Source organism: Diaphorobacter sp. LR2014-1 (genome assembly GCF_002916785.1).
GTDB lineage: Bacteria > Pseudomonadota > Gammaproteobacteria > Burkholderiales > Burkholderiaceae_C > Diaphorobacter > Diaphorobacter nitroreducens.
Map to the genome: position 1 here is coordinate 1 of NZ_MTBE01000027.1, position 13,350 is coordinate 13,350.

Sequence of the window (13,350 nt, forward strand, 5' to 3'; positions counted from 1 at the left end):
TCCGGCACGGCCTGGAACAGATCGGCCTCCAGCCCGTAGTCGGCCACCGCAAAGATCGGCGCCTCCGGGTCTTTGTTGATCGCCACGATCACCTTGCTGTCCTTCATCCCTGCCAGGTGCTGGATGGCCCCCGAGATCCCCGCCGCGATGTACAGCTGCGGCGCAACGATCTTGCCCGTTTGCCCCACCTGCAGGTCGTTCGGGGCGTAGCCCGCGTCCACCGCTGCGCGGCTGGCGCCAATGGCCGCGCCCAGCTTGTCCGCCAGCGGGGTCATGACTTCGTTGAACTTCTCGCTGCTGCCCAGCGCCCGGCCGCCCGAGACGATGATCTTGGCGGCGGTGAGCTCGGGGCGGTCGCTCTTGGTGACTTCGCGTCCTGCAAAGCTGCTCTTGCCGGCGTCGGCCACGGCGGCGGTGGTTTCCACCGCGGCGCTGCCACCCGTGGCGGGCGCCGCGTCAAAGCCGGTGCCGCGCACGGTGATGACCTTGACGCTGTCCGCGCTTTGCACGGTGGCGATGGCGTTGCCCGCGTAGATGGGGCGCTCGAAGGTGTCGGCGGAGATCACTTTGGTGATGTCGCTGATCTGCGCCACGTCCAGCTTGGCGGCCACGCGCGGGGCGACGTTCTTGCCGCTGGCGGTGGCCGGGAACAGGATGTGGCTGTAGTTGCCGGCAATCTGCAGCACCTGGGCGGCCAGGTTCTCGGCCAGGCCGTCCTTCAGGCTGGCGCCGTCGGCGTGCAGGACTTTGGCGACGCCTGCGATTTGGGAGGCGGCCTGGGCGGCGGCCTGCGCGCCTTCACCGGCTACGAGCACGTGCACGTCGCCCCCGCAGGCGAGTGCGGCGGTGACGGTGTTCAGGGTGGCGGCCTTGAGGCTGGCGTTGTCGTGTTCTGCAATGACGAGTACGGTCATGTTGTTTCTCCTGTCCTGCCTTTAGATGACCTTGGCTTCGTTCTTGAGCTTGTCCACCAGCGTGGCGACGTCGGGCACTTTCACGCCGGCGCCGCGCTTCGGGGGTTCGGCCACCTTGAGGGTCTTGAGGCGCGGGGCCACGTCCACGCCGAGGTCTTCGGGCTTGATGGTGTCCAGCGGCTTTTTCTTGGCCTTCATGATGTTGGGCAGCGTGACGTAGCGCGGCTCGTTCAGGCGCAGGTCGGTGGTGATGACGGCCGGGGTGGTCAGTTGCAGGGTTTCCAGGCCGCCGTCGACTTCGCGTGTGACGCTCACTTTGTCGCCGGCGACTTCGACTTTGCTGGCGAAGGTGGCCTGGGGCAGGTCGGCCAGGGCCGCCAGCATCTGGCCGGTCTGGTTGGCGTCGTCGTCGATGGCTTGCTTGCCCAGGATGATCAGGCCCGGTTGCTCTTTGTCCACCAGGGCCTTGAGCAGCTTGGCCACGGCCAGGGGTTGCAGCTCGGCATCGGTTTCCACCAGGATGCCGCGGTCGGCGCCAATGGCCATCGCCGTGCGCAGCGTTTCCTGGCATTGCGCCACGCCGCAGCTCACCGCGATCACTTCCGTGGCCACGCCTTTTTCTTTGAGCCGCACCGCCTCTTCCACGGCGATTTCGTCAAAGGGGTTCATGCTCATCTTGACGTTGGCAATGTCCACTCCGCTGCCGTCCGACTTGACGCGGACTTTGACGTTGTAGTCCACCACGCGTTTGACGGGGACGAGGATTTTCATGGGTAGTCTCTTTCTGTTGGGGAGTTATCGGAGCATGCCCGCCAGGCGCTGGGTGATCAGTGCCTCGGCCTGGGCCATGATGGAATCGATGAGCTGCTGCACGGTGGGCACGTCATGGATCAGCCCGGCCACCATGCCGCAGGACCACACGCCGGCCTGCATGTCGCCCTGCTGCATGATGCGCGGGTAGACGCCGGCCACCTCGGGCGCAATGTCCGCGAAGGTGATGGCGGCGCCCAGCGCGCGCTCCTTGTCCAGCACCCGCTCGGTGGCGCTGTTGGTCAGCACGCGCTCGGTGTTGCGCAGCGGGCGCATGATGAGCCGCGTATCCAGTTCGGAGGCCGCAACGATCGCCTGCTTGACGTTCTCGTGCACCGGCGCTTCCTGGGTGGCGATGAAGCGCGTGCCCATGTTGATGCCGTCAGCGCCAAGCGCCAGCGCAGCCACCAGGCTGCGCCCATCGGCCATGCCGCCCGAGGCGACGAAGGGGATCTTGAGTTCTTCGGCAGCGCGCGGCAGCAGGATGAAGTTGGGAATGTCGTCCTCGCCCGGGTGGCCGCCGCATTCGAAGCCGTCCACGCTGATCGCGTCGCAGCCGATGGACTCGGCCTTGAGCGCGTGGCGCACCGAGGTGCACTTGTGGATGACCTTGATGCCGGCCTCCTTCAGCGCGGGCATCCACTTCTGCGGGTTGTTGCCTGCCGTCTCGACGATCTTCACGCCGCCCTCGATGATCGCCTTCACATAGCCCGGGTAGTCGGGCGGATTCACCGACGGCAGGAACGTGAGGTTCACGCCGAACGGCTTGTCGGTCATCGTGCGGCAGCGTGCGATCTCCTGCGCCAGCAACTCGGGCGTCTTCTGCGTCAGGCCGGTGATGATGCCCAGCCCTCCGGCATTGGAGACGGCTGCGGCCAGCTCGGCATACCCCACGTGGTGCATGCCGCCCTGGAGGATCGGGTGCTCTATGCCGAAGAGCTCGGTGATGCGGGTCTTCATGGCGCGCTCGCTCAGTCGTTGGCGATGCCCTTGTCGCGGATCACCTGGCCCCAGCGGGTGTAGTCCTGCTGCACGCGCTGGCCCATCTGTGCGGGGTCCATGAAATGGGCAATGGCCCCGGCGCCCAGCAGGCGGTCCTGCACTTCCTTCTCGGCCAGGATCTGGCGCACCTCATGGGCCACGCGGTCCACCACGGCCTTGGGCGTGCCCGGCGGCGCCACCAGGCCACCCCAGGACACGGCCTCGTAGCCCTTGAAGCCCTGCTCGGCGATGGTCTTCACCTCGGGCAGCATGGTCACGCGCTGGGGCGAGCCCACGGCAATGGCGCGCAGCTTGCCCGCCTGGATGTGCGGCAGCGCGGCGATGAGGTCTGAATACATCACCGGCACCTGGCCGCCGATGGTGTCGGTAATGGCGGGCGCGCTGCCCTTGTAGGGAACGTGCTGCATGTCGAAGCTGCCCATCTGCTTGAGCAGTTCCATGCTCAGGTGGCCGAAGCTGCCGGTGCCCGAGCTGGTGTAGTTCATCGGCACCTTCTGCGCCTTGGCATGATCGATCAGGCCCTGGAGGTTGGTCACCTTGGGCAGCTGCAGGGGGTTGACCACCACCACGATGGGCAGGTCATACACCATGGCCACGGGCGTGAAGTCCTTGACCGTGTCGTAGCCCGCCTTCTTGTACAGGTGCGGCGCCAGCAGCGTGGGCGTGGCCAGCATCATCAGCGTGTAGCCGTCGGCCGGGCTCTTGGCGACCTGCGCGGCCGCGATAGAGCCCGAGGCGCCCGCGCGGTTTTCCACCACCACGGACTGCTTGAGCCGCTCGGCCAGCTTTTGGCCCACGATGCGCGAGGCCGTGTCGGTGGGGCCGCCCGCCGGGAAGGGGACGATCAGCTTGACCATCTTGTCGGGCCAGGCGGCCTGCGCCAGGGCACCGCCGGCCATGCCGGCAAGCAGCGGCGCCGTGGCCAGGGCCAGGGCGGTGCGGCGGGTGATTGCAGAAAACTTCATGGTGCCTCCTTGAACGAAAAACGAGCCCAGCCCTTGACCATCAAGCGCTGGCAGCTATCTTTTTTGATAAATCATTGCGCCGGCAGCGTGAGCACGCCCTGCGCCTGCAGCGCCTGCAGTTGCTCGTCGCTCAGCGCCAGCAGGCGGTGCAGCACCTCGCGCGTGCCCTCGCCCAGCGTGGGCGGGGCGCTGCGGATCGGCAGGCGCTGGCCATCCAGGCGGTAGGGCGGCGCAAACACCGGCGTGGTGCCCACCACGGGGTGGGGCATGTCCTGCACCAGGCGCCCGCGCTGCGTGCGCTCGCTGGTCAGCGCCTCGTGCAGACCGGCCACCTTGCCGCAGGGAATGCCCGCCGCTGTCAGGCGCTGCAGCAGTTGGTCGCGCGGCTGGGCGCGGATCAGCTCCTTGAGCATCGGGCCCAGCTCCAGGCGATGCTTGGAGCGGTTGACGTTGGTGGCAAAGCGCGGGTCTTCGACGATGTCGGGGCGCTCGATCACCTGACGGCAGAACTTGTCGAACTGCGCGTTGTTGCCCACGGCGATGATCAGCGGGCCGTCGGCGGCCTCGTACATGCCGTACGGCACGATGGAGGGGTGGGCGTTGCCGTAGCGCTCGGGGTCGTGGCCGAGCTTGAGCGCGTCCAGGCCGTAGTAGCCGGTGATGGTGAGGCCGCAGTCGTACAGCGCCATCTCGATCAGGCGCCCGCGCCCCGTTCTGCTGCGCTGGAACAGCGCCGCCAGCACGGCCTGGCCGGCGTACATGCCGGTCATCAGGTCCACCACGGCGACACCGAACTTCAGCGGCGGCGTGCCCGCCTCGCCGTTGAGCGCCATGAGGCCGGTCTCGCCCTGGATCACCAGGTCGTAGCCGGGGCGCTTGGCCTCGGGGCCGCTGGTGTCGTAGCCGGCCACGGCGCAGTAAATCAGATCTGGCTTGATCGCCTTGAGCTGCTCGTAGCCCAGGCCCAGCTTCTCGGCGCCACCGGTCTTGAAGTTGTGGATCACCACGTCGCACTGCGGCAGCAGCTCGTGGACGATCTTCAGCCCCTCGGGGCTTTGCAGGTCGAGGGTGATGGACCGCTTGTTGCGGTTCATGCTGTTGTAGTAGGTGGTCTCGGTCTTGCCGATGCGCATGCCCCAGTCGCGGGTATCGTCGCCGCGGCCCGGGTGTTCCACCTTGATGACCTCGGCCCCCAGGTCCGCCAGTACCTGGCCGCACAGCGGCCCGGCGAACACGCGGGAAAGATCAAGCACCCTCACGCCGTCGAGCGGAAAGTCGATGTCGTGGGTCGGTGCGTTGGATGCCATGTGCTTGTCTCCTTGGATATCGGCCAATACGAAAATCAGTGCGCGCCGCGCAGTTTCGTGTAGTCGGGTGCGCGCTTTTCCAGAAAGGCCCCGATGCCCTCGCGCGATTCGGCGGTCTCCTGCGCGCGCACCATGCACTGCGCCTCCAGCTCCAGCTGCTGCTCCAGCGTGGTGCGCGGCGCGGCGCGGCACAGCTCCTTGATGCGGGCCATGGTCCACGCGGGGCCGCTGGCCACCTGCGCGGCCAGCGCCACCGCATCGGCCAGTGCCTGGCCGGGCTCGGACAGCCGGTTCACCGGGCCGAGCTGGTGCATGCGCTCGCCGCTGATGCGCTCACCCGTCAGGCACAGCTCGGTGAGCACCTGGCGCGAGACGAACTCGGCCAGGAAAGCCGTGGCGCCGCCGTCGGGCGTGAGGCCCACCTTGACGTAGGCCACGGAGAACACCGCGTTCTTTGCCGCCACCAGCATGTCGCAGGCCAGCGCCAGCGACAGGCCGGCGCCCGCGGCCGCGCCCTCCACCGCGGCGATCACGGGCTTGGGGCAGTCGCGCACTGCGCGGATCAGGTCGTGCAGGCCTTCCAGCTTGGCGCGGCGCTCCGCGATGGGCAGCTCGCGGCGCTTGGCCAGCTGGCGCAGGTCGCCCCCTGCGCAGAAGTGCCCGCCCTCACCGGTCAGCACCACGGCGCCGATGGTGGGGTCTGCCACGGCGTCCACCAGGGCCTGGGTGGCGGCGGCATAGAACGCGGGCGACAACGCATTGCGCGCCGCCACATTGTTGTGGGACAACACGAGCACGGCGCCTTCGCGGCGGGTGCGCAGGACGCCGTCTGGCGCGCCATCCAGGGCTTTGTCGGTCACGGGCATCTCCTATGCTATTTATTTTGTAGCTATCCGCGCTTGATGCGCAATGGCTCGTGGCTATTTTTATGCTTAACCCCCTCTTCCAACGAAGAAGGGGCTCCAGAGAACCGCCTCAGGCCGCCAGGGCCATGAAGCGCTGCAGGTGGTGGTCCTCGTCGCCAAACTGGTGGTCGATCATCACCAGACGCTTGGCGTAGTGCGCCAGCGGCAGTTCCCAGGTCATGCCGATGCCGCCGTGCAGCTGGATGCTCTCCTCGGCCACCAGCGTGCCCACGTAGCCCACGGTGTACTTGGCGGCGGACAGCGCCCGGTCGCGCGCGGCCCCCTGGGCGTTGTCGATGGCGTCGGCGGCGTTGATCACGGCCGAGCGCGCCTGCTCGACTTCCAGCAGCAGGTCCGCCATGCGGTGCTGCAGGGCCTGGAAGGTGCCGATGGCCACGCCGAACTGCTTGCGCGTGCGCAGGTATTCCAGCGTCTGGTCCTTGGCCACGTCCATCGCGCCCAGCGACTCGGCGGACAGCGCCAGCAGCGCATAGCCCGCGATGTGCTGCAGCACGGCGTGGCCCTCGCCCTCGGCGCCCAGCAGCGCGTCGGCCGGCAGTTGCACATTGTTGAAGGTGAGTTCGGCCGCACGGCCGCCCTCGAAGCGGTTGTAGGCGCGCTTGGCGATGCCGGCCGCGTTGCCATCGACCAGGAACAGGCTGATGCCCGCCTCGTCCAGCGGCCCGCAGGCCGTGCGTGCCGAGACCAGCAGCAGGTCGGCCTTTTCGCCAAAGGCCACCACGCCCTTGGCGCCGTTCAGCTCCCAGCCGCTGGCCGTGCGTGCGGCAGTGGTGGTCACGCGGTTCAGCTCGTAGTGGCCGCCGGGCTCGTCATGCGCCAGCGCGGCGATGGCGGTGCCGGCCACAAGGTCTTCCAGCCGCGCCTTCTGTGCGTCGCTGCCCGCGGCGATCAGCGCCTGGCCCACCACCAGCGCGCCCAGCAGGGGTTCGGCCACCAGGCCGCGGCCCAGGCTCTCGAACACCACGCTGATGTCAAAGCCCGCGCCGCCAAAGCCGCCTTCGGACTCGGGGAACAACGCGCCGATGGCGCCCAGTTCGGCCAGCTGCGCATACAGCTGCGGGCTGTGGCCCTCGTCGCCATAGGCGATGCGGTTGCGCGCCTCGATGGCGTACTGCTCGGAGACGAAGCGGCCGAGCGTGTCCGCCAGCATGCGGCGGTCTTCGGTGTGTGCGAAGTTCATGTGCTTTTCTTCCCGCGCGATCAGGTCACAGGCCCAGGATCATCTTGGAGATGATGTTCTTCTGGATTTCGTTGGAGCCGCCGAAGATCGACAGCTTGCGGTAGTTGAAGTAGCTGGCAGCGGCGGTGGCGGCCTCGTCGATGCCGCCCACGGGCGCCTCGTTCCAGCCCTCGTACTGGGCCTCGTCGATGTAGGGCACGGCATACGGCCCCATGGCGCGGCGGATCAGCGACAGGATTTCCTGTCGGATCTCGGTGCCGCGGATCTTCAGCATGGAGCTTTCCGCACCGGGCACGCCGCCGCCGGCCACGGCGGCGATCACGCGCAGGTTGGTGGTCTTCATGTTCTCCAGGTCGATCTCCACGCGGGCCATGCGGGCGGCGAACAGCGGGTCCTGGTTCAGCGGCTTGCCGTTCTTGTGCACCTTGGCGGCGATGACCTTGAGCTTGGCCAGCGCCGAGATGCAAAAGCCCACGCCGGCGATGCCGGTGCGCTCATAGGTCAGCAGGTACTTGGCATAGGTCCAGCCCTTGTTCTCTTCGCCGACCAGGTTTTCCACGGGCACCTTCACATCGGTGAAGAAGACTTCGTTGACTTCCTTGTCGCCGTCCAGCGTGCGGATGGGGCGCAGCTCCACGCCGGGCGCCGTCATGTCCACCAGCAGGAAGCTGATACCGGCCTGCGCCTTGGCTTCCTTGTTGGTGCGCACCAGGCAAAAGATCATGTTGGCGTGTTGGCCCTGGGTGGTCCAGGTCTTTTGCCCGTTGACGATGTAGTGGTCGCCTGTTTCGTCAGTGACTCGCACTGCCGTGGTCTTGACCGAGGCCAGATCCGAGCCCGCGCCAGGCTCCGAATAGCCCTGGCACCACCAGTCATCGCCGTTCAGGATGCGGGGCAGCCAGTACTTCTTTTGCTGCTCGTTGCCGTACTTGATCAGCACCGGGCCGAGCATGTTCACGCCAAACGGCACGATGCGCGGGCCGCCGGCCAGCGCGCATTCGGTGTCGAAGATGAACTTCTGCACCGCGCCCCAGCCGGGGCCGCCGTGCTCCTGGGGCCAGTGGTTGGCCAGCCAGCCGCGCTCGTTGAGGATGGCGTGCCATTCCTCCTGGTCTTCCTTGGTCAGGCGCTGGCCGGCCTTGACCTTGGCGGCGATGCGCGCGGGCAGCTTGTCTTTCAGGAACGCACGCACTTCGTCGCGAAATGCCTGCTCCTCGGGGGTGAATTGCAGATCCATGGAAGTCTCTTCAGAAAATTTCAAACAGCCCGGCCGCGCCCTGGCCGCCGCCGATGCACATGGTCACCACGGCCCATTTCACGGACGGGTCCTTGGCCTTGCGGCGCTGGCCTTCCAGCAAGACGTGGCCGGCCAGCCGCGCGCCCGTCATACCGAACGGGTGGCCGATGGAAATCGCGCCGCCGTTGACGTTCAGCCGCTCCATGGGAATGCCGAGCTGCCGCTGGCAGTACAGGGCCTGCGAGGCAAAGGCCTCGTTCAGCTCCCACAGGGCGATGTCTTCGACCTTCAGGCCCGCGCGCTCCAGCAGACGCGGCACCGCGAACACGGGGCCGATGCCCATCTCGTCGGGCTCGCAGCCCGCCACGGCAAAGCCGCGGAAAGCGCCCAGGGCCTGCAGGCCGCGGCGCTCGGCCTCTTTGCCTTCCATCATCACGCAGGCGGCCGAGCCGTCGGACAGCTGCGAGGCATTGCCCGCCGTGACGAACTTTCCCGCGCCCTTCACGGGCTCCAGCTTGGCCAGGCCTTCGAGCGTGGTGCCGGGGCGGTTGCAGTTGTCCATGGTGGCGACCACCTCGCGGTAGGTCACCTCGCCGGTTTCCTTGTTCTTCTCGGCCATGGTGGTGGCGCAGGGCACGATCTCGTTGTCGAACACGCCACTGGCCTGCGCGGCCGCCGTGCGCTGCTGGCTTTGCAGCGAAAACGCGTCCTGGTCCTCGCGCGTGATGCCATAGCGCTGGGCCACCACGTCGGCGGTGTCGATCATCTCCATGAACAGCGCGGGCTTGTGCTCCACCAGCCAGGGGTCCAGGTGCGAGGCGCCGCTGCGGCCGGCGGGGTTCATGAGCGAGATGCTCTCCACGCCGCCGGCCACCATGGCGGGCACGCCCTCCAGCACGATGCGGCCGGCCGCCACGGCGATCGCCTGCAGGCCCGAGGAGCAGAAGCGGTTGATCACCGTGCCGCCCACCGTCACCGGCAGGCCGGCGCGCAGCGCAGTCTGGCGGCCGATGTTGCGGCCGGTGGTGCCCTCGGGGTAGCCACAGCCCCAGACCAGGTCTTCGATCAGGCCGGGGTCGATGCCGGCGCGCTGCACGGCGGCCTGCACCGAGAAGGCCCCCAGCTGGGCACCCGGGGTTTGGTTGAATTCGCCGCGGTGCGACTTGGTGAGCGGCGTGCGGGCGGTGGAAACGATGACGGCTTCGCGCATGGCGGGTCTCCTGGGTGTCTCGGGATGCTGTGTTTTTGATAGCTGCTAGCGCTTGTTCAACGGGCCTTCAAGCATGAAAACCCATTGAAACCTTTGAATGACAAGCGCTGGCAGCTCCTGTTTTTGATAATCGGCCAGAGAATCAAGCTGCCTTGTTCAGGCTGTCGAAGTTGCGGCCCTCGGCCACCAGCTGTTCCAGCAGCGGCGCGGGCTTCCAGAACAGCGGGTCTTCCTTAGCGAAGGCGCGAATGTCGGCCAGCACCTTGTCCAGGCCGGTCATGTCGGCCCACTTCATCGGGCCGCCGCGCCAGCGCGGAAAACCGTAGCCGGACAGGAAGGTCACGTCCACATCCAGCGGGCGCAGGGCAATGCCCTCTTGCACCACCTTGGCGCCTTCGTTGACCATGGCGGCCATGTAGCGGCGCATGATCTCGTCGGCCGTGAATGGGCGCGGCGTGATGCCCTTCCTGGCGCGCTCGGCGTCCACGATGGCCAGCACCTCGGGGTCGGGCTGGCCCACGCGGGCGCCCTGCGGGTAGAGGTAAAAGCCCCGGCCGGTCTTCTGACCGAACCAGCCGCGCTCGCAAACGCGGTCGGCCACCTCGACGTAGCGGGCCTGAGGGTCGCGCGTGGCGGCGCGCCGCTTGCGCGTGGCCCAGCCGATGTCACCGCCGGCCAGGTCGGTCACCTGGAACGGGCCCATCGCAAAGCCGAAGCCGCGCACGGCCTCGTCGATCTCGTAGGGGCTGGCGCCGTCTTCCATCAGGTAGTCAGCCGCCTGCTTGTACACGGCCAGGATGCGGTTGCCGATGAAGCCGTCGCACACGCCGGCGCGCACGGGCACCTTCTTCATCTTCTTGGCCAGCGCGAAGGCGGTGGTCACCACGTCGGGCGCCACCTTGGCGGGCACCACGATCTCCAGCAGCTTCATGATGTTCGCCGGGCTGAAGAAATGCAGGCCGATCACGTCCTGCGGGCGCGAGGTGACGGCGGCAATCGCGTCGATGTCCAGGTACGAGGTGTTGGTGGCCAGCACCGCGCCCGGCTTGCAGACGCGGTCCAGCTCCTTGAACACGGCCTTCTTGACCTCCAGGTCCTCGAACACGGCCTCGATCACCAGGTCCACATCGGCGATGTCGTCGTAGCGGGTGCTGGGCGTGTAGCGCGCCAGGATGGCGGCCTTGCCTTCCGCGGTCATGCGGCCCTTGGCGATCAGGCCGTCGTAGACCTTCTCGACGTTCTTCTGGCCGCGCGCGATGGACTCGGCGTCGCGTTCGATCATGGTCACGGTGAGGCCGGCGTCCAGCGCGGCCACGGTGATGCCTGCGCCCATGGTGCCGCCGCCGATGATGGCGATCTTGGCAAAGTGGCGCGGCGCGGCGGCCTGCGCCTCGGGGATCTTGGCGGTCTCGCGCTCGGCGAAGAACGCGTGCACCAGGCCCTGGCGCTGCGGGCTGTTCAGGCATTCGACGAACAGCGCGCGCTCCTTGGCGATGCCCTCGTCGAACGGCAGCTCCACAGCGGCGCGCACGCATTCCACGATCTTGCCGGGCGAGAACAGGCCGCGGGTCTTCTTGGCGGTCTCAAGCGCCAGCGCGTCCAGCTCGGCCAGCGCGGCGGCCTGGTCGGCAATCTTCAGGTCCCGCGTGCGGCGCGGCTGCGCGCCCTGGGCCAGCAGCTCGTTGGCGTAGGCCAGGCCGGCGGCCACGGGGTCGGTGCCTTCGACCAGTCGGTCCACCAGGCCCGCCGCGGCGGCGGCCTTGGCGCTCAAATGCTTGCCGCTGAGCATCAGCTCGGCTGCCGCCTTCACGCCCATCAGGCGCGGCGCGCGCTGGGTGCCGCCGGCGCCGGGCAGCAGGCCCAGGTTCACCTCGGGCAGGCCCAGGCTGGCCGCGGGCAAGGCCAGGCGGTAGTGCGCAGACAGCGCCACTTCCAGCCCGCCGCCCAGCGCGGCGCCGTGGATGGCGGCGACCACCAGCTTGCCGCAGGACTCCAGGCGGTTGCACACCTCGGGCAGCGACGGCGGCACCGGGGGCTTGCCGAACTCGCGGATGTCGGCACCGGCGATGAAGGCCTTGCCCTCGCCCACGATCAGCAGGGCGCGCACGGCGGCATCGCCCTCGGCCTGCTCCACCGCGGCCAGCAGGCCGGCGCGCACCGCCTGCCCCAGGGCATTGACGGGCGGGTTGTTGATGCTGACCACCAGCACCGCACCTTCGCGGCGGGTCTGGACTTCAGGGGCCTGGGCGGCAGGGCTCATGCGTACGTCTCCGGTGTCTCGTAACGGAAAAGTCGCATTCTTGTTCTGATAATGGTTCTTTACAATCCACAGTCAAATTGACAGAGCGTCAAATCTTTTTGAACAAATACCTACCTTCCACCGGACCCTGACATGGACCTGAATGCCCTGACCCTGCTGGTGGAGATCGTGGACAGCGGCAACCTGAGCCAGGCCGCGCGCAAGCTGAAGATGACCCGCGCCAACGTCAGCTACCACCTGGCGCAGCTGGAGAAGTCGCTGGGCGTGCAGCTCGTCAAGCGCACCACGCGCCGCGTGGAGCCCACCGAGGTGGGGCTGCGCCTGTATGAACATGGCCGCAATGTGCGCAACGAGTTGGCCGCCGCACAGGAGACCATCACCAGCCTGGGCCAGGAGCTGCGCGGGCGCGTGGGCATCAGCGTGCCCAGCGGCTACGGCCAGATGGTGATGAGCGACTGGCTGATCGAGTTCAAGCAGCTGTACCCGGGCATCGTGCTGGACGTGCTGTTCGAGAACCGCGCCGACAACCTGCGCGACGAGGTGGACATCGCCATCCGCGTGATCCAGGAGCCGCCGCTGTCGGTGGTGGCGCGCAGCCTGGGCGACGTGCGCTATGTGGCCTGCGCATCGCTGGACTACGCCGCCCGCCACGGCCTGCCGCGCACGCTGCTGGAGCTGCGCAATGCCCCGGTGATCACGGCCGGCGTGATGGGGCGCCAGTTGCGCCTGGCGGCCTACCAGGGGCTGGAGCGGCAAGAGGTGATGCTGGAGCCCACGCTGATCTCAGAGCACTTTCCCTTCCTGCGCCAGGGTGTGTTGGCGGGCTTGGGCGTGGGCGTGGTGCCGGACTATGTGGTGCAGGACAAGATCGCCAGCGGCGAGGTGCTGACCACGCTGCAGGACTACCGGCTGAGCATCTTCGGCACCCACATGTACCTGCTGTACATGCCCAACCGGCACCAGACGCGCGCGGTGCGCACCTGCATCGACTTCCTGTTGGCCAAGGCCGGCCGCAGTGCGCTGCCGCCCGCCCCGCAGGCGGCGCCAGAGACAGCAGCGACCGGCGGTTGATCGCCGGTCGGGTTCAGCGCGGCCCCCAGCGCCCGCCGCCGCGGTACCAGCCCTGCGGGCCCTGTTGCCAGCGGTAGGGGTGCCACACGTGGCCGCGGTGCGGCGGCACGGCCCAGTAGCCCGGCGTCCATACATAGCGCCCGCCACCCCAGCCCCAGTAACCGTTGATCCACACATGCACCGGCGAGGGCGCGACAGGAATCACCTCGGTGCGCAGCGGCGGCGGGGGCGCCGGCGCATACACCACCTCGCCCTGCGGCACGACGGGGTACGCCGGCGCCACCACGCAGCCGGTCAGTGCCGCGATGGCGCTGGCCAGCGCCACGGCTGGCAGCACGCGGCGCATGCCCAGAGAAACAGGGAAGTTCATCGTCATGGCGCATTCCTGACAGTCATGCTTTTAAAACGCAAAAGCCCCTGCCGGTTGTTGACAGGGGCTTGTGAAGCGAAAGTAAAGACCGTGCGCTG

The 13,350-nt window shown here is 67.9% G+C and carries 12 protein-coding genes; 1 reads left to right on the plus strand and 11 read right to left on the minus strand.

Annotated elements, in window-relative coordinates:
• From BV908_RS16200 to BV908_RS16245, 10 genes are all read right to left on the minus strand, one after another.
• A partial coding sequence (locus BV908_RS16200; RefSeq protein ID WP_103738003.1) for an electron transfer flavoprotein subunit alpha/FixB family protein occupies window positions 1–914 on the minus strand: 914 nt, incomplete at its 3' end.
• Between the two features lie 21 nt (window positions 915–935).
• Window positions 936–1,685, minus strand: a complete 750-nt coding sequence (locus tag BV908_RS16205) for an electron transfer flavoprotein subunit beta/FixA family protein (RefSeq protein ID WP_103738645.1) — start codon at window positions 1,683–1,685, stop codon at window positions 936–938.
• Between the two features lie 24 nt (window positions 1,686–1,709).
• Window positions 1,710–2,684: a nitronate monooxygenase family protein gene (locus BV908_RS16210; RefSeq protein WP_103738646.1), complete on the minus strand. Its 975-nt coding sequence runs from the start codon at window positions 2,682–2,684 to the stop codon at window positions 1,710–1,712.
• Window positions 2,685–2,695: 11 nt separating this feature from the next.
• The gene (locus tag BV908_RS16215; protein ID WP_103738647.1) at window positions 2,696–3,691 is read right to left on the minus strand and encodes a tripartite tricarboxylate transporter substrate binding protein; all 996 of its coding nucleotides are present in this window, start codon (window positions 3,689–3,691) and stop codon (window positions 2,696–2,698) included.
• 71 nt (window positions 3,692–3,762) lie between these two features.
• On the minus strand, window positions 3,763–4,998 hold the full coding sequence (locus BV908_RS16220) for a CoA transferase (protein ID WP_103738648.1): 1,236 nt from the start codon (window positions 4,996–4,998) through the stop codon (window positions 3,763–3,765).
• A gap of 35 nt (window positions 4,999–5,033) precedes the next feature.
• On the minus strand, window positions 5,034–5,864 hold the full coding sequence (locus BV908_RS16225) for an enoyl-CoA hydratase (protein WP_103738649.1): 831 nt from the start codon (window positions 5,862–5,864) through the stop codon (window positions 5,034–5,036).
• A gap of 109 nt (window positions 5,865–5,973) precedes the next feature.
• Window positions 5,974–7,104, minus strand: a complete 1,131-nt coding sequence (locus BV908_RS16230) for an acyl-CoA dehydrogenase family protein (protein WP_047350712.1) — start codon at window positions 7,102–7,104, stop codon at window positions 5,974–5,976.
• Between the two features lie 25 nt (window positions 7,105–7,129).
• The gene (locus BV908_RS16235) at window positions 7,130–8,341 is read right to left on the minus strand and encodes an acyl-CoA dehydrogenase family protein (protein ID WP_103738650.1); all 1,212 of its coding nucleotides are present in this window, start codon (window positions 8,339–8,341) and stop codon (window positions 7,130–7,132) included.
• Window positions 8,342–8,351: 10 nt separating this feature from the next.
• Entirely contained in the window at window positions 8,352–9,551 is a 1,200-nt protein-coding gene (locus BV908_RS16240) for an acetyl-CoA C-acyltransferase (RefSeq protein WP_103738651.1), read from the minus strand.
• A gap of 142 nt (window positions 9,552–9,693) precedes the next feature.
• Window positions 9,694–11,811 carry a 3-hydroxyacyl-CoA dehydrogenase NAD-binding domain-containing protein gene (locus tag BV908_RS16245; protein ID WP_103738652.1) on the minus strand — a complete coding sequence of 706 codons (2,118 nt, stop codon included), beginning with the start codon at window positions 11,809–11,811 and terminating at the stop codon, window positions 9,694–9,696.
• Between the two features lie 132 nt (window positions 11,812–11,943).
• Between BV908_RS16245 and BV908_RS16250 the strand changes: the two genes are divergently transcribed.
• Window positions 11,944–12,882 (plus strand): LysR family transcriptional regulator, encoded by a 939-nt coding sequence (locus BV908_RS16250; RefSeq protein WP_103738653.1) that lies wholly within the window; start codon window positions 11,944–11,946, stop codon window positions 12,880–12,882.
• Window positions 12,883–12,895: 13 nt separating this feature from the next.
• Here the strand turns inward: BV908_RS16250 and BV908_RS16255 are convergent, their stop codons facing one another.
• Entirely contained in the window at window positions 12,896–13,258 is a 363-nt protein-coding gene (locus BV908_RS16255) for a YXWGXW repeat-containing protein (protein ID WP_047350710.1), read from the minus strand.
• Between the last annotated feature and the right edge of the window lie 92 nt (window positions 13,259–13,350).

What these genes read in the sequence shown, in the direction of transcription:
- BV908_RS16205 (WP_103738645.1), bottom strand. Translation starts at nt 1,685, where the DNA reads ATGAAAATCCTCGTCCCCGTCAAACGCGTGGTGGACTACAACGTCAAA.
- BV908_RS16210 (WP_103738646.1), bottom strand. Translation starts at nt 2,684, where the DNA reads ATGAAGACCCGCATCACCGAGCTCTTCGGCATAGAGCACCCGATCCTC.
- BV908_RS16215 (WP_103738647.1), bottom strand. Translation starts at nt 3,691, where the DNA reads ATGAAGTTTTCTGCAATCACCCGCCGCACCGCCCTGGCCCTGGCCACG.
- BV908_RS16220 (WP_103738648.1), bottom strand. Translation starts at nt 4,998, where the DNA reads ATGGCATCCAACGCACCGACCCACGACATCGACTTTCCGCTCGACGGC.
- BV908_RS16225 (WP_103738649.1), bottom strand. Translation starts at nt 5,864, where the DNA reads ATGCCCGTGACCGACAAAGCCCTGGATGGCGCGCCAGACGGCGTCCTG.
- BV908_RS16230 (WP_047350712.1), bottom strand. Translation starts at nt 7,104, where the DNA reads ATGAACTTCGCACACACCGAAGACCGCCGCATGCTGGCGGACACGCTC.
- BV908_RS16235 (WP_103738650.1), bottom strand. Translation starts at nt 8,341, where the DNA reads ATGGATCTGCAATTCACCCCCGAGGAGCAGGCATTTCGCGACGAAGTG.
- BV908_RS16240 (WP_103738651.1), bottom strand. Translation starts at nt 9,551, where the DNA reads ATGCGCGAAGCCGTCATCGTTTCCACCGCCCGCACGCCGCTCACCAAG.
- BV908_RS16245 (WP_103738652.1), bottom strand. Translation starts at nt 11,811, where the DNA reads ATGAGCCCTGCCGCCCAGGCCCCTGAAGTCCAGACCCGCCGCGAAGGT.
- BV908_RS16250 (WP_103738653.1), top strand. Translation starts at nt 11,944, where the DNA reads ATGGACCTGAATGCCCTGACCCTGCTGGTGGAGATCGTGGACAGCGGC.
- BV908_RS16255 (WP_047350710.1), bottom strand. Translation starts at nt 13,258, where the DNA reads ATGACGATGAACTTCCCTGTTTCTCTGGGCATGCGCCGCGTGCTGCCA.